Source organism: Sporosarcina sp. UB5 (assembly GCF_050859005.1).
Taxonomy (GTDB): Bacteria; Bacillota; Bacilli; order Bacillales_A; family Planococcaceae; genus Sporosarcina.
In genome coordinates, this window is the sequence record NZ_CP125984.1 from 1,727,923 (window position 1) to 1,743,509 (window position 15,587).

General features: G+C 42.0%; 12 protein-coding genes and 1 riboswitch. Of the genes, 10 read left to right on the forward strand and 2 right to left on the reverse strand.

From position 1 onward, the window contains the following. The first annotated feature begins 224 nt into the window (after positions 1 to 224). From QM454_RS08950 to QM454_RS08970, 5 genes are all read left to right on the forward strand, one after another. On the forward strand, positions 225 to 797 hold the full coding sequence (locus QM454_RS08950; protein ID WP_432357071.1) for a DUF1102 domain-containing protein: 573 nt from the start codon (positions 225 to 227) through the stop codon (positions 795 to 797). 200 nt (positions 798 to 997) lie between these two features. Continuing rightward, positions 998 to 1,080, forward strand: a riboswitch (cyclic di-GMP riboswitch). A gap of 56 nt (positions 1,081 to 1,136) precedes the next feature. After that, entirely contained in the window at positions 1,137 to 1,958 is an 822-nt protein-coding gene (locus tag QM454_RS08955; RefSeq protein WP_432357073.1) for a hypothetical protein, read from the forward strand. Continuing rightward, the gene (locus QM454_RS08960) at positions 1,955 to 3,076 is read left to right on the forward strand and encodes a DUF5305 family protein (RefSeq protein WP_432357074.1); all 1,122 of its coding nucleotides are present in this window, start codon (positions 1,955 to 1,957) and stop codon (positions 3,074 to 3,076) included. The genes QM454_RS08955 and QM454_RS08960 overlap by 4 nt, the downstream gene beginning before the upstream one ends. Further along, positions 3,051 to 4,772 carry a sensor histidine kinase gene (locus QM454_RS08965; protein ID WP_432357075.1) on the forward strand — a complete coding sequence of 574 codons (1,722 nt, stop codon included), beginning with the start codon at positions 3,051 to 3,053 and terminating at the stop codon, positions 4,770 to 4,772. Before QM454_RS08960 ends, QM454_RS08965 begins: the two co-directional genes overlap by 26 nt. After that, the gene (locus tag QM454_RS08970) at positions 4,769 to 5,410 is read left to right on the forward strand and encodes a response regulator (protein ID WP_432357076.1); all 642 of its coding nucleotides are present in this window, start codon (positions 4,769 to 4,771) and stop codon (positions 5,408 to 5,410) included. Before QM454_RS08965 ends, QM454_RS08970 begins: the two co-directional genes overlap by 4 nt. Positions 5,411 to 5,751: 341 nt before the next feature. On the opposite strand, the gene QM454_RS08975 is transcribed toward QM454_RS08970, so the two are convergent. Beyond that, on the reverse strand, positions 5,752 to 8,079 hold the full coding sequence (locus QM454_RS08975) for a glycerophosphodiester phosphodiesterase family protein (protein WP_432357077.1): 2,328 nt from the start codon (positions 8,077 to 8,079) through the stop codon (positions 5,752 to 5,754). A gap of 412 nt (positions 8,080 to 8,491) precedes the next feature. On the opposite strand from QM454_RS08975, the gene QM454_RS08980 reads away from it, so the two are divergent. The 4 genes from QM454_RS08980 to QM454_RS08995 all read left to right on the forward strand — a co-directional run bounded on the left by QM454_RS08980 (position 8,492) and on the right by QM454_RS08995 (position 13,200). After that, positions 8,492 to 9,514 carry an ABC transporter substrate-binding protein gene (locus QM454_RS08980; protein WP_432357078.1) on the forward strand — a complete coding sequence of 341 codons (1,023 nt, stop codon included), beginning with the start codon at positions 8,492 to 8,494 and terminating at the stop codon, positions 9,512 to 9,514. Between the two features lie 15 nt (positions 9,515 to 9,529). After that, the gene (locus tag QM454_RS08985; protein ID WP_432357079.1) at positions 9,530 to 10,660 is read left to right on the forward strand and encodes an ABC transporter ATP-binding protein; all 1,131 of its coding nucleotides are present in this window, start codon (positions 9,530 to 9,532) and stop codon (positions 10,658 to 10,660) included. Continuing rightward, positions 10,657 to 12,360 (forward strand): ABC transporter permease, encoded by a 1,704-nt coding sequence (locus QM454_RS08990; RefSeq protein WP_432357080.1) that lies wholly within the window; start codon positions 10,657 to 10,659, stop codon positions 12,358 to 12,360. The genes QM454_RS08985 and QM454_RS08990 overlap by 4 nt, the downstream gene beginning before the upstream one ends. A 63-nt stretch (positions 12,361 to 12,423) precedes the next feature. Then, positions 12,424 to 13,200: an HAD-IIA family hydrolase gene (locus tag QM454_RS08995; RefSeq protein ID WP_432357082.1), complete on the forward strand. Its 777-nt coding sequence runs from the start codon at positions 12,424 to 12,426 to the stop codon at positions 13,198 to 13,200. Here QM454_RS08995 and QM454_RS09000 read toward each other — a convergent pair. After that, positions 13,195 to 13,758 carry a glycerol-3-phosphate responsive antiterminator gene (locus QM454_RS09000; RefSeq protein WP_432357084.1) on the reverse strand — a complete coding sequence of 188 codons (564 nt, stop codon included), beginning with the start codon at positions 13,756 to 13,758 and terminating at the stop codon, positions 13,195 to 13,197. The genes QM454_RS08995 and QM454_RS09000 overlap by 6 nt on opposite strands. 173 nt (positions 13,759 to 13,931) lie before the next feature. Between QM454_RS09000 and QM454_RS09005 the strand changes: the two genes are divergently transcribed. Next, positions 13,932 to 15,578 (forward strand): glycerol-3-phosphate dehydrogenase/oxidase, encoded by a 1,647-nt coding sequence (locus QM454_RS09005; RefSeq protein WP_432357086.1) that lies wholly within the window; start codon positions 13,932 to 13,934, stop codon positions 15,576 to 15,578. Positions 15,579 to 15,587: the final 9 nt, after the last annotated feature.

A 15,587-nucleotide genomic window follows, 5' to 3' on the forward strand; every position in this document is an offset into this window, starting at 1 on the left:
ACTGAAGATAATGCCCTCTAAAGTGGAATTGATAGTATACGAAAGTATAATATCCGTAAACTTTTGTAGTAAAAAGAGGGGCTACAAAGTGGATAACGTTAGTAGACGAATGATAGTGAAATACAACACTATAGAGTGAGGATAACCTTCTGGAATACTCCTATACTAAAAACAGATACAAAACGGCGAAGAGCCGAATAACATTAATTGGAGGAGATTTTCAGATGAAGTTGAAAAAAGGTTTATTTATGGTAGTGTTTCTACTAGCCATTTCCAGTGTAATGGCCGCAATGTCGTTCTCGAGTGCAGCAGTAAATAACGATATGTCTGTTTCATTGGTCGATACGCAAGAAGCATTACTTGCATTGGCACCAAGTAAAGTACATTATGCTGCATTTACTACTAGGGAAAATGCCGGAAAACCGCACAATTTAACAATTGATTTAGATAAAGGATTTGGTAGTAATGATAGAAATAGTAATAAAGCTTATGGGGTGCAGCCGAACAGTGTTTACACATGGGATGATTTATTTGAAGTGAAAAACAACTCAGAATACGACGTAAATGTTTCAATCAAGACAAATAGAGTTTCCGATCAAGGAAATACAGTTCCGCATTCCGCTAGTGTTGATGGAACAAACTGGGCAAATCTTTTATCCTCGGAAGGCCTTACATTTACTCTTAAAGCAGGCGAAAGTAAATGGATTGATATGAAAACTGATACAACGGGTAATTATAAATTTCTTGCTAAGGGTAAAAAAGGACTTAACCTAGTAGTTGAAGCATCAAAAAAGTAATAGAACTTTGAATGTCTCAAAAGAGAGCAGCCCAATTAATTTAGGGCTGCTTTTCTTTGATTCTGTATTAGTTGAAAACATATTTCACAAAATTAGGCATGACATTCTTACTCAGACTTCGACAAAAATAGAATCTAATCTACCGCGCAAAGCAACGAATTATTCCAATTACTTTGGTTATACTGATATACATAAACAAATAGTATCATGGAAACTATGAAATACATCCTCTATATGGGCACCTTGGATGTATCGAGTGACTGGTGCAACCGGCCTGATTAAATGTGGACATAGCGTTCCGTTTAATTGGGCTATTATTTTGACCTGGGAGGGGACCAATTGAAGTTCAAGTTAGGTTTAGTCGCACTATTTTTGTCTATTTCTGTACTATTGCTGCAAAGTAATAGTTTCTCAACGGCTGATATAAGGAATGATCTAGCGGTGTCCGTTGTCGAAGAGGATCAAGCGTTTATAATGATTACGGAATGGGATGGTAGGAATTTTAATGTCGTAAATAATACACAAACAACTGTATGGGTTGAAGGAATGACGTTTAATGTAGATGGTGATTTAACTCCTTTAAGGTATGGAGAAATAAGAAAGTTTACTCTCATTGGCAAAGCGTCGGATTTATCGGGAAGCCAACTTCGAATTACTTTCAGCTGGGAATCAGGTCGAGCCGAAATAACCTCAATAATCCCACTAATTGAAGACGATGAAGACTGCACGGATCAATTGAAAGCGGATGAAGAGTTTGTAGATGGGAGGGAAGTAATAGAGGATACAAATCTCCAGGAGATAGATGGAGAGAAAGTAAGTGGGTGTATAGAACAACCAGAAGCAGACGAGGAATCAGAAGGAATTGATAAAGAATTAGTTGAGGTCGATGGAAAAAATGAGGAAGTAGTAGTTGAAGAGATTGAAGATGTGGAGAAAGAAATAGATGGAAATGAAAGAGATAGAGAAGCGGTAGTAGTCGAAAATGAAGGGTTAGAAAATGAGGAATCTGTTGGAGAAGCAGACGAGAAAACAGTTAGTAAAGGGGAGGCGCATTCTAGTTCAACAAAAGACGATGTAACAAATGAGGCTGCAACAGTTGAAGACAACAATTCAGTGGAAGCATACCAGACAGAAACCATAATCGATTTACCAGAGGGGTGATTGAACTGAAAGGAATTTTGGCTACTGTACTAAAAAAGAACAATAAGAAACTATTTTTATCGCTGCTACCTTTATTGTTTATTGTAGGAGCGCTTTCCATTTATTCGTGGATCACTCCTGGAACGACAATTGTTCAGCTTGTCGACAGAACATCGAATATTGAAACGTCCTATGCCTACAAAGCAACGATGTCACCTAATATCCTTTATCCCCAAGGAGGGACGGTCGATGTAGGGGATACCCTCTTCAAAAAAATTACAACAGCAATTCCTTTTGAAATAAAAACTATCATCCATTCGGAGGAAGAAGTGCTTGCTAAGGGTACTTACGATGTACAGCTGGTTGTAAAAGCGGGCGACATTTGGCAACGTGCATTCCCTTTGCAAAATAAACAAAACTTTGACCGGAAAGGGAAGGAAATATCAGTAATTGACAATATCTATAAAATAGACATGACTCAAATCAGCACATTCATTACGCAAGTGGAAGAGGAAACTGGCGTCAGTCAATCCCAATATGACCTTGAAGTTGTCCCTACAATTCAAGGGGTCATTCACTATTCGAATATGGAAAAGGATATTGAGATTCAGGATAAGCTTGTCTTTCATTATATATATGATGAAATTAAGCTTGCTAGTGAGAAAAGTTTTATGTCTGCTGTTCATTTCAATGAAAGCCAAACGACTACGAATCCATTTAGTTTACTAGGTTTGACTCTTCCATTAGTTCCAGTGCGGATGGCTACTACGTCCCTGTTCGCTCTTCTTTTATTATCCATCATAATTTCTTTTAAATATTTGGATTCGAGTCGTGTGAGACCTGTTAAAACGGAGGCGGAGAAGCTCAATAAAAAGTATGGAAGTCGGATGATCAGAATTTCACAGCAAATTAATTTCGATGGAAAGACAGTAGTTCCTCTCGACACATTCAAGTCACTGCTGAAATTAGCAGATGAGAAAGAGCAACCGATTTTTTCCTATGAAGATGGAAATGATCGTGGTCAATTATACGTCGTTGTAGACGGAGTGTATGTCTACACGTTTGAGCCGCGTGCAATCGATGCACCAGCGATACCAAATGAAGCTACTGGGAATGGCAAAGTATATGTCATTAGTTAATGTACTCTTTTTAAAGATGAAAAAGCCGCCGACGAATCATTGGGGATTATTGCTATTTTACCGTTATGTTTCGCTCGGTTTAACTTCTTTCTTCTTTATCATGGGCATGGATGCTCCTTTGTATTTTACGTTAGGCGTGACAGTGTCGCTCTTTATCGCAGCTTGGATTATTACAGGTATTCAAAAAAGATATGTGGATAATCATACGATGCTATCGGTAAGTGTGTGCGCTGAAACGATTGGATTGACGTTGTTGTTACTTCCGACAGGCGGCATTTCAAGTCCGTTCATCTGGTACGCGTTGAATCCAGTCCTTGTTGCGGCAAGCTTTTTAACACCGTTATTTTGTTGGGGGGTTCTCGCTTTTTATCTAGGCAGTGCGACTTTCATTGCCTATCTTTTAGGTGGGATGGGTGAGTGGAGGCAGCTGTTGGAGCAGAATTCGTACTTTTATCTCGTCTGTTTATTGACGATATTTCTTACGAGATTATTCTCCGGGCTTACGAAAGAGTTGGCTCTTAAGGCGACGGTATTGAAAACCCAGCAAGACGAGTTATTGAAGGTGAATGAACGATTGGCCGCCACGAATGAAAAATACCAAGAAACGGTGGAACATATTATGTCCCACTACCATCTGATGGACAGTTTTTCAGTAAGTAAAAGTCCTCAGTTAATTATCGAAGAAATTACGTATTCGTTAAAGAAGCTCACACAAAGTGAAGCAGCGTTCTTTTGGTTAACGGATTTAAGTCACCAAAATAGCCATATAGCTGCGACGTCTACACCTGAACTTATCGAGGGTGAGCTGAAACGGAAATGGAAAACGCTTAGAGGGAAGAAAGAGAAGTTTATCGGTCAATTAAATGGTACCTCATATGGAATAAAAATTATCCGTACTTCCAATAATGTCGGGATACTAGGGGTAATGATAAACGATTTCGCGGAGGAGGATTTTCTGCAAAATCGCCCATTTGAGTTTTTAAGTGAATTAAGTGAAATTATGCTTGAACGTCTTCATTTGGATCAGATGATGGATCAAATGATTGTAATCGAGGAGCAGAATCGGATTGCTAATGAAATTCATGATAGCGTTTCCCAAAGGTTGTTCGGTATCGTTTGCTCTTTGCATAGTTTGCAAGTGAAGGGGCGGCATATGACAGATGGTGAGTTGGCGGAGGAATACGAATTTCTTTCGCAATCTGCCAATACGACACTGAAAGAGCTTAGATCGGCCATTTTTCGACTCAGTTCCACGAAGAGAGGGGACGCTCCTTTCCTCGTTCGGCTTAAAAAGTATTTGGATGAGTATGCAAGGTTAAATGACATCCGGATTGATTATCAAATTACGGGTGATGAAGCGATGATTCCGGATAAGGTGAAGCAAGCACTTTACAGGATCATTTGCGAAGCGTGTGGAAATGCCGTTCGTCATGGGGCGTGTCATGTAATTGAATTGAAGCTTGTCTTTAATTCCGAAAAAACGGCATTGCTTATTCAAGACGACGGCATCGGCTATACCGCGCAAACAGACGAAGGAAATGAAGAAATAGGACTTGGACTGTTTAATATTAAAAGTCTGGTGCACTCATTTGCAGGAACATTTTCAATCAACGGCATCCGAGAAGCTGGCACAATTCTGGAAATCGAGATTCCAAATAGAAATGCGCTTATATTGGAAAAGGTGGTTGGAGAATGAAAGTAGTAATTATTGACGATCATCCATTAGTTCGAAAAGGGCTTAAATCAATTCTTTCCTTGGATGGATCCATGGAAATTTTAGGAGAAGCGACGAAAAGCAACGAAGCGCTAGCACTGTTAGTTTCCAAGCAACCCGACTTGGCACTCATCGATCTTCGGCTAGGGAATGAATCCGGGTTAGACCTCATCACAGAAGCAATTCGACAAGGCGTAACGTGTAAATTCGTCGTCCTTACTTCGTCGACCGAAGAGCAGGACTTCAAGCACGCAAAAGAGATCGGAGTCGACGGCTACATTTTAAAAGAAGCACTACCCGAAGAACTTATTCATGCCTTACAAATCATTCGTCGCGGTCGCAAATACTACGACCCGGGCGTCTACGACTTCGTGTTGAACGCAAGAGAATCTCTCCAAAACGACGGTCAATTCGAACAACTCACCCCTAAAGAAAAAGAAGTGCTGCTCGAATTAGGCAAAGGACTCTCCAACAAAGAAATCGCAAGCACCCTCTACATCACCGAATACACCGTAAAAAAACACGTCAGCCAAGTCCTCGCCAAACTAGGACTCGCAGATCGAACCCAAGCCGCCCTCTACGCCAACGTCAAAGGCTTGGTCAGGTATGTGGTAAGTTGACTTTTAATCGGCGTCTTAATCGGTGCCTGTGCAGCAAACTATTCAGTTTATTAACTACAATTGTATATTTAGCAATGAGAAAACCAATCAAATCAACATTTGATTGGTTTTCTATTGAATATAAATTCACTCTGTCGAATTGTCATAAATGTGTCGTGCACAGCCGCCGACACAATTCAGTTTATTAACTACAAATGTATAAACAAAAAACAGGAAGCTCATCAAATAAACGTTTGATGGGCTTCCTGTTGTATTTTTATTAATATTATTGAATTATCATAAATGTGTGCTGCACAGGCACCCATTTTTAGGGTAGGCACCATTTGTGTTATATTGCCCTACTATTCCTTTACTATTACTTCAATAGGCTCTCCAACGACATTCCACTCCGTCCCAAGCATGGTGAATGTGTGTTTTACGAATACTTGGGCTGTTCCGGGTGAGATAGCTTCGATTGTGTTGCCGTTCAGTGTGACGACGCCATTGTCTTCTACTATGAATAGTTCGGAGGCTATGTTTTCCTTTTTAGCTGTGCGGTAGTTGACAAAGGCTTTTGTTTGTATAGTGGATGTTTTTCCCATTTTTAGGTTGATTTTCTTGATTGGTGTTTCGAGCTTGGTCGGTGAGTCTGTCAGCCATTGCATGTAGTCGGTGATTGGACCAATGAGCCCTTGGGCAAGTTTATCTCGGAATGGCTCTTCCGCGCGGAATGTCCAGTGCATGGTAAGCATGCCTCGTTGACGCATATATGTGATAAATTCCTCGTACGTGCTGCCGTAGCTGGCGTTCAATGTGACGTTGTGTGATGTTCCGTAATCCATCATCTTTTGTGCGTTTTTAATCTTTGCAGATGACGTTGCTGGGACTGCGGCGGAATACAAATAGCCGACAGGAATTTCAGGTCTTAATTTAAACGAATCAATCATGCTGCCTAAGTCGAAGCTTTGAAGCACAACTTGGTCGACCATTCCTTCTTCTTCGATTTCTCGAATCACCTGCTCTTCGATACCAATTGCTTTCAATTCAACGAGAAGAATGACGTCTTTCCCTTTAAATTCTTGAAGGAATTCTTTGAACGTCGGCACTTTCTCTCCCGCGAATTCTTCACTGAACTTAATGCCTGCATCGAGCTGACGAATTTCGTCTAACGTTAGATCGCTGACCGCGCCCGTTCCATTTGTCGTCCGGTTGACCGTCGTGTCATGCATGACGATTACGTGGCCGTCTTTTGTCAAATGCAGATCGGTCTCGATTTGGTCTGCGCCAAGCTCGTAAGCGAGTCTGTATCCAACCAATGTATTTTCAGGGGCAAGTGACGGTACACCGCGGTGGGCGGCGACAATTGGTCGTTTAACAATCGTGTTAGCAGGGTACTTTCCGAGGGCCTCGATGGATGCGGCTGGGTTATCTGTAATGATGCCGTCAGCTCCTGTGTGGATGAGCGCGTGCGCACTACTTTCATCTTCTGCACCTACTCCCCATACTGCCACCATCCTTGTATGCATGTAATGGACGTTTTTCGCATCAAGCAGTTTTTCCGGAATCAAAGCAACTTTTGCATTGTTTGCATGGACCGTCCGGACGAGCTCATTCAGGTCATGCTTGTTGAATGAATTTTTCGTGTAGACGATTCCCCCTCTTGCTGTAGGCATCAGGTTTGTAATTGTTTTTACGATTTCAGGGTGAGACGAGACGATATGAATATCAGTCGTCTGTGCAGCATCCAAGCTATCGACAATTGCACTTTCGATGCCATTCGTTTCAATTTGCAAGATTGGAATATGTTTATTCTGTACCTTGGCCAGTGCTTCGTGAAGTGGCATGCCATTCGTAATTAATTCACCTGCTCCATTTTGCTCAACTTCAAGTAATACGGAAGCAGTATTTGAAGATTCGGCGGCAGTCAATGTTTGTCCGATTAGCGTAGGTGCGTTAATGATATTCGTTTCCGGCTCTTGAGGAAGGAAAGCGCCTGCATTTTCAATTGGCGGCAACTCTTGATCGAATGTTGATACCTTTACGTTGTCGAATAGGACGGTCGATCCATTCGCTTGGAAACCGATATCTCCGTTAAGCAAACCAGTCGCCTGATCGGTGTTGATGACAAGTTTGTTATTAATAAACTGCTGAACACGATTATTGCTTGCAATAATCTTAATACGGTATGGCTTGTTATACTCGAATTTTTCTGTGAAAAATGTCGCTTCGGGTACGACCCATTTATTCTGGGCATTTCGCTCTGCAAACTCTGCGCCATTTAGCGCTGTCGTGCCTCTTCGGATTGCAAACTGATAGTATGGATAATCTGTCGATTGTACACGGTACATTAATGATGCCCATCGCGTATCCTCTACTGCGGAAACGAAAGTCATATCCGCCTCAAAAATGATATTTCCATTTTTATCAGGGAGCGGCACAAGCACTCTTGCCGGTGAAGATGATGATGGCGAGGATAACTTCAACTTTCCTTTTTCAATGGATGCTTGTCCTTGAATAACGCTCCATCCTTCTGGCATCATGCCTTCCAAATTATCAAAGTCTTCTTCGACGAGTATAGTTTGTTCCGCGCTTGCAAAATTTCCAGTGCCGAACAAATAGCCGATACTCACCACCAGCGCAATAACGCCAAGGATGCTCCACTTTGTAATTCTGTTTCTCTTGCTCTTCATAACAATTCCTCCTTTCGAATTAGAACACCTTTCTACCAACCTAGAAAGCTATCGATTAGCAGTATACACTATTCCTAATTATTTGAAAGTTAAACTATTAAATAACTACTGAAAATAATTCTTTCCTACTTAATTTATTCCGTTATTCAATCCTTAGGGACTAAACTTCATCATAGGTTAACAGTCTCTCAAACGGCCAAAATAATATAATTGAATGAAGAGGGGGAATATTTCATTATAAATGTTGGTGAACTATTGCAATTATATGAATCTAATGTATACTATGAGTAGTAAAATATAGGCAGAGATGATGAGATGAAAGCCTACAATTGTAAGCCCTTTCTTGAAAAGGGGTTCTTTTGGCGTTCTTCTCTTTTTTCTTGCCTAAAAAATTATTTCTAGGGGGATTTTCATGAAAAGATTTGGTGGATTGGCTGCTAGTATCCTGTTAGCAACAGGTTTGCTAGCCGGTTGTGCAGGTGGAACTTCCGATGGCGGGGGTGGAGGTAGGATCACTCTTTATTCGCCGGAAACGCCTGATTTTACGAAGGAATTGGCTCAGAAATATGAGGAAATGCATGGTGAGAAAGTCGATGTTCATTATGCTGGGACTAATATCCTGGTAAATCAGATGATGGCTGAGAAAGATAATCCGAAAGCGGATGTCTGGTACGGTGGGGGAGGTATCCTTCCGTTTGAAGCTGCGGTAGAGCGTGGAATTCTTGCTTCTTATATCCCTGATTTCGCAGCGGACTGGAATGTTGTCGAAAATGGCATTAAATTAAAACACGAAGACGGTAAATATGTCGGTGTAGAACTTTTCGTATTAGGGTTTGCGTATAACACGGATTTAGTTTCTGAAGAAGAAGCTCCGAAGACATGGGCAGACTTGCTTGACCCGAAATGGGAAGGGAAGATTCAATTCCCGAACCCTGCAGCATCTGGTACAGCGACTCTAATGGTTATGGACCAAATGATGCAACAAGGTGAGGAAAAAGCATGGGAGTATTTTGAAAAACTTGTAAAGCAAGCTAACTCGATTCCTGACTCTGGATCTGCGCCTACAAAAGCTGTTTCGATGGGCGAAGCGCATATCGGTATTGGATTTGACTTCATGGCGTATGAGCAAAAGGCGAAAGGTGAAACTGTAGACTTTATCGTTCCAGATAAAACACCTGTACTTGTTAACCCTGCGACATTGATTGAGGGTGGCCCGAATGCGGAAGGTGGTAAGAAGTTCATGGACTTCCTACTGTCTGAAGAAGCACAACAAATCATGGCAGATTGGTACCATATCCCAATCAACCCGAAAGTTGAGTCAAAAACTCCATTGTCGCTTGAAAAGGTAAAAGAACATGCTGTGGATCTTGATATTGACTGGGTGAATGCAAACTACGACCGCGTTCGTAACGAATGGAAAGACAAATTTCAATAAGTAAGGGTGATATGTATGGGGTCAGTAAAAATTGAAAACATGACTAAGAAGTTTGGGGACTTTACTGCTCTTCACGACATTAACCTTGACATCGAGGAGGGCGAATTTTTCGCTCTTCTCGGTCCTTCTGGATGTGGAAAAACGACAACGATGCGCTGTATCGCTGGATTTGAAAGTCCAACGTCGGGATCCATATACATAGGAGATCGTGAAGTTGAAAAAATTCCAGCCAACAGACGAAACTGCGGTATGGTCTTCCAAAGCTATGCACTATTTCCACATATGAATGTATTTGAAAACGTTGCCTACAGCTTGAATATTAAAGAACTCAATGCTAGCAACCCGATTAAACAAATGGGAATCTACGCACGTCTTTTGACGAAGCGTTTCGGTAAATATCCGGAAGAACTTAGAAAAAAAGTGATGGAAATACTAGAGTATGTTGAACTTGAAAACCATGCGGAACGGTTGACGAGCGAATTATCAGGCGGTCAACAACAACGGGTAGCGTTAGCAAGAGCATTAGTGATGGAGCCTGCGGTTCTTCTCATGGATGAACCATTGTCCAACTTGGACCAGAAATTGCGTCACTCTATGCGAAATACGATACGTAAAATCCAACAGGATCTTGGCATTACGACGATTTTCGTTACTCACGACCAAGAAGAGGCGATGAGTATGGCGGACCGAGTTGCGGTTATGGATAAAGGCCATATCGTTCAAATCGGGACTCCGACAGATTTATACAGTAATCCTTCTACACCGTTCATCGCAGATTTCGTAGGAACTTCAAACATTTTGGAAGGAACTGTTCAAGGCGAGGAGAATGGATTCACGATCGTTAAAGGCGAAGGATTTATACTTCGTTCGGCAAATAAAGCAAAGAAAAAAGAAGTCGATGTCATCATCCGTCCTGAGCACGTAAAAGTGGAGGACGTAGATAGTGTCATTGATCATACGAAAACGAATGTTATTGAGGGAACTGTCGTCATGTCGACGTATTTAGGATCAATTGTCCGCTACGACGTTCAAGTCGGTTCCTATCAGTTGATTGTTGATACAACGTATTCTTCAGGCGCGAATATTTTTAGAGAAGGAAAGAAAGTGAAGTTGACTGTTGATCACGAGAGGGTGCTGTTAATATGAACCGATTCAAAAACAGCATCAATGGCTTGACGGTCGTAAAGGTCCTCATTTATGCGTTATTTGGACTGTTCATGTTGCTGCCGCTTCTCTCTGTATTTGTTGTCAGTTTTACCGGTGAACCTACAAATCTTCTAGGTTCTTTGACAGATCCGGCTATTTTTAATTCGACTATCGAAAAATTCAAGAATATGTCATTAGACAATTTTAAGAGGATTTTTTCGAACGCTGGCTATTTCTCTGCATTGAAAAATAGCTTAGTGCTGGCGTTTACCGTTATGATTATCATTATCCTTATTTGTATTCCGCTTGCATATGGGATTGCAAGGACGAAAATGCCATTTAAAAAGACGATTTCGGCTTTATGTATGATTCCATTAATCGTCCCGACGTTCATTTCTGCGTATGCTTTTATTATTATGTTCGGACGTGCGGGATGGGTAACGCAAATTTATAATGCGCTAGGCGGGGAAGGCATGTTGTTGAACCCTTACTCGATGGCAGGGGTCGTTGCAGTTCAAGTATTCTTCTTCTTCCCTTATGCATTATGGCCGTTAGTGGCGGCGTTCAAAGTGAGTGATATTAGTTTGGAGGAAGCGTCCCAAAATCTTGGGGCGAAAAACTGGTTCACGTTCATCTTTGTGACGTTCCCGCTTGCATTGCCGGGAGTTATTTCGAGTGCATTGCTTATATTTACTGTAAGTTTCTCGGATTTCGGAAGCCCGATTGTTCTGGCACCGAAAGAATTGAACTTGCTTGTCGTTGAAGCATACCGCGAAATTGCAGGATTCTTCAACTGGGGCGGGGCAGCCATTTTGACAGTCGTCATGGTCATTGTGGCGGCATTCTTCTTCTACCTTCAACATTTATTTACGAAGGGGAAAAACTATGGCTCTATTTCCGGAAAACCAAAGCAACAGAAGCTTATTGAGAATAAATTATTGAACCGCGTTCTATCAGGCTATTCTTTCTTTATCGTATTGATTCCGCTACTTGCGATGCTTTCCGTAGCGCTCCAATCCGTCGCAACGACGTGGGGGAAAGATTTATTGCCAAGCGGTTATACATTAAATCACTATAAAACAATCTTTTCAACGTCAATGGGCAATATTCAAAACAGTATTATGCTCGCGGGCGGCGCATTGGTGTTAAGTGTAATTGTCGCAACGTTTGTATCGTATTTTGTTGTCCGCCAGAATTCGGCGAAGTTGGACTTTATCGCTTCTATTCCGTTAGTCGTACCAGGGATCGCTTTCGGGATTGCGTTAATTCAAACGTTCAATACAGCGCCTTTGCAATTGACGGGGACAGCTGTGCTGTTAATTATCGCGTATACAATAAGACGACTTCCTTATATGGTCCGTTCGACGATGGGATCGATGCGGGCGATTAAACAGGATATCGAAGAAGCAGCAGTAAATCTTGGGGCAACCCCACTTACTGCGGCAATTACAATTGTAGGACCTTTATTGCTGCCGGGAATTGCAGCGGGATCCGTACTTGTCTTCATTACGGTCATTAAAGAGGCGAGTGTTTCAATCTTGCTTGCACCGCCTGAATGGGCACCGATGAGTTTGGCGATTTTCCAAAACATCCTTCGGGCAGAGTACTATTCTGCAGCAGCGATGTCTGTTGTCTTAGTCGTTTTAGTGTTAGTTTTGCAAGGGATTGCGAATCTGATTGCTAAAAAACAACGGCTTTAATTGAGTAAGCGAAGTTTAGTCTAAAACAGCATGATTAGTACGCATAACTGATTTGGAGTGAATGTGTTGAAAGGTTTTATCTTTGACTTAGATGGAACGATCTATCTTGACGACCATATGATCGAAGGGGCTGCGCAAGCAATTAAAACCCTTAAAGAGCGTGGAGATAAAGTCGTGTTCTTGACGAATAAATCAATTGCGAGTCGTGTAGATTACGTTGAGAAATTGAATTCTATGGAAATTGAAGTGGAACTGGACGAAGTCATTAATTCAAATTATATTACTGCACACTATTTAAAATCAGTCATGAAGGAAGACGACACTGTATACGTAATTGGTGAACAGCCTTTATTCGACGAATTGGCCTCTGAAGATATCAAACTGGCGGAAATCCCCGCCAGTGCATCTTATGTTGTATTAGGATGGGATCGCCAATTTACGTATGACAAATTAAACAATGCGTTCCAAGCGTGGCGAAATGGCGCTGAAATTCTTGCGACGAATCCGGATCGGACTTGTCCGGTCAAAGATGGTGAAATCCCGGACTGCGGCGCAATGATTGGTGCCCTTGAAGGAGCAACCGGTGAACAAGTAAAGATGATTACAGGAAAACCATCTTCCTTAATGGCCAAATACGTTCTGGAAAACGTGTTGGGCATGAAAGCGGACCAGTGTTATATGGTAGGCGATCGTTTGGAGACGGATATTAAAATGGCGAATGATGCCGGCATTCATTCCGTTCTTGTCCTTTCAGGTATTACAACTGAAGACATGCTGGAAAATACCGAGCATCGACCTGATTTTGTGCTGGAAAGTGTTAAGGACATTGCCACTTTATAAATCGAATTTCCACATTTCTGGATCTCCGGATGATACAGCTAATGCGCCGGCTTGTAAAGCTTCATGGACTTCTGAAAGATCAGTGATCAATCCACCAGCAATGATTGGGTAGTCAAGTTCATTTGAAAGCTGATCAATGATTTTTGGAATAATGCCAGGGAGGATTTCGACGGCATCCGGTTGACAGGATTTGACCATCTCAATCCCTTTGTTAATAGCGGCATGATCGAGCAGAAAGATTCTCTGAATTGTTTTCAGACCTACTTCATTTGCCATCTTAACGATATTGCTCTTTGTAGTAATAATCCCTGTCGGCTTCCAATATTCAGCAACATAACGAATTGCATTTCGTGAATTGGATATGCCGTCGATGAAGTCCAGATGAATAAAGACGTGTTTGCCGGCATCATGCAACTGTTGAATATAGTTTGCAATTGTCATTAGGTTTCCGGTGAGGAGAAAGACGATGTTGGAATTGGATGTAAGAGCATGTTGTAAGTCCTCTTCATTACTCACGGAGGCGATCATTTGAGATTCCACCATGTCGACTAAACTCAAGTGTATTCATCCTTTCGAAAAATATAAAATAGTGTACTATTATAATACCATAGCATTTAATAATAGAAAGAAAATTTAATAGGGTCGGAGACTAAGAGAAAAGACCATTACAATCCTTGCATTATGCAGGGCTATTGTAATGGTCTTTTTTCAATGATAGGAGCGTTTTACAGATGAAATCATTCTCATTTGAGGGAAGACGTGAACTGCTGAGAAGGATTGAAAGAGAGCAGTACGATGTCATTATAGTTGGTGGCGGCATTACTGGAACAGGCATTGCACTTGATTGCACGACAAGAGGTTTGAAAACCCTTGTTATCGAAATGCAGGATTTTGCAGCTGGCACATCGAGTCGTTCCACGAAGCTTGTCCACGGTGGACTGCGCTATTTAAAGCAGTTTGAAGTCGGCATGGTTGCGGAAGTGGGGAAGGAGAGGGAGGTCGTCTATCGGAATGCTCCTCATGTGACTCATCCGGAATGGATGCTTTTGCCAATCTATCGTAACGGTACGTTTGGCAAGTATTCTACATCGTTAGGATTGAAGGTGTATGACTTTCTGGCGGGTGTTAAAAAGAAAGAGCGCCGGAAAATGTTGACAGGCAAAGAAGCGTTGGAAAAAGAGCCTTTATTAAACAAAAAAGGGTTACTAGGTGCCGGCTATTATGTCGAGTATCGGACAGACGATGCGAGATTGACAATGGAAGTGGCGAAAACAGCGTTTATAAAAGGGGCAGACTTGCTCAATTACGCAAAGGCTGAGTCGTTTACCTATGATGTAAATGGAAAAGTGTCAGGTTTGTATGTCAAAGATGTGTTGAATGATCATCGTTATCGTGTATTCGGCAAAAAGGTTATTAATGCGACAGGACCATGGGTGGAAGATGTCATTGGGATGGATAGGACGATTAAAGGGAAGAGCTTATTCCACTCAAAAGGCGTTCATATCGTAATTGATAGCTCTAAATTCCCATTGAAACAGGCAGTCTATTTTGACACGCGGGACGGTCGGATGGTATTTGCGATTCCGAGGAATGGAAAAACGTATGTGGGGACGACGGATACGGAGTACGAAAACGATTTAATCCATCCGGAAATAACCGAGGAAGATAAGCAATATTTATTGGAGAGCATCGATTTCATGTTTCCTGATGTGCAGCTTGGAATGCATGATATTGAGTCCGCCTGGGCAGGAATTCGCCCGCTCATTCGGGAGGAAGGGAAAGGGCCATCCGAAATTTCAAGGAAAGATGAAATATGGACTTCAGATACGGGGTTAATTACAATCGCTGGTGGAAAGTTGACCGGCTATCGAAAAATGGCTGAAACGGTGACGGATATCGTTTGTGAGCAACTTCAGCGGGATGGAAAGCCAGCCCCTAAGTCCGTGACCAAGCATTTGAAGTTATCCGGAGGGGATTTTCGGGAGCCTGAAGACTATCGCCGATTCATACACGAAAGGGCTGCAGACATTGCGAAAGTTGGAATCTCTAAAACCGATGCGATGACCATACTCGCGACGTACGGTACGAATGTGGATTCTGTAGTGAAGTACGCAGACCGGGTGCTGAATGAAACGGATCTCCCGCTATCCATAAAATTAACCCTTCACTACGCAATTGAAGAAGAAATGGCCCTCACCCCAGCCGATTATTTCATAAGACGGACAGGTGCCCTCTTGTTCGACATCGATTGGGTGAATCAATATAAACAAGACGTCATCGAATACATGGCTATCCTAATGGGATGGACCCCCGAAGAAAAAGAAATGCACTGGGTAGAGTTAAAAGCAAGAATTTGGGAAGCCAGGGAAGGCTGCTGAATAGGTACT

Coding starts and splice junctions, on each gene's coding strand:
- QM454_RS08950 (WP_432357071.1), top strand. CDS start 225: ATGAAGTTGAAAAAAGGTTTATTTATGGTAGTGTTTCTACTAGCCATT.
- QM454_RS08965 (WP_432357075.1), top strand. CDS start 3,051: ATGGCAAAGTATATGTCATTAGTTAATGTACTCTTTTTAAAGATGAAA.
- QM454_RS08970 (WP_432357076.1), top strand. CDS start 4,769: ATGAAAGTAGTAATTATTGACGATCATCCATTAGTTCGAAAAGGGCTT.
- QM454_RS08975 (WP_432357077.1), bottom strand. CDS start 8,079: ATGAAGAGCAAGAGAAACAGAATTACAAAGTGGAGCATCCTTGGCGTT.
- QM454_RS08980 (WP_432357078.1), top strand. CDS start 8,492: ATGAAAAGATTTGGTGGATTGGCTGCTAGTATCCTGTTAGCAACAGGT.
- QM454_RS08985 (WP_432357079.1), top strand. CDS start 9,530: ATGGGGTCAGTAAAAATTGAAAACATGACTAAGAAGTTTGGGGACTTT.
- QM454_RS08990 (WP_432357080.1), top strand. CDS start 10,657: ATGAACCGATTCAAAAACAGCATCAATGGCTTGACGGTCGTAAAGGTC.
- QM454_RS09005 (WP_432357086.1), top strand. CDS start 13,932: ATGAAATCATTCTCATTTGAGGGAAGACGTGAACTGCTGAGAAGGATT.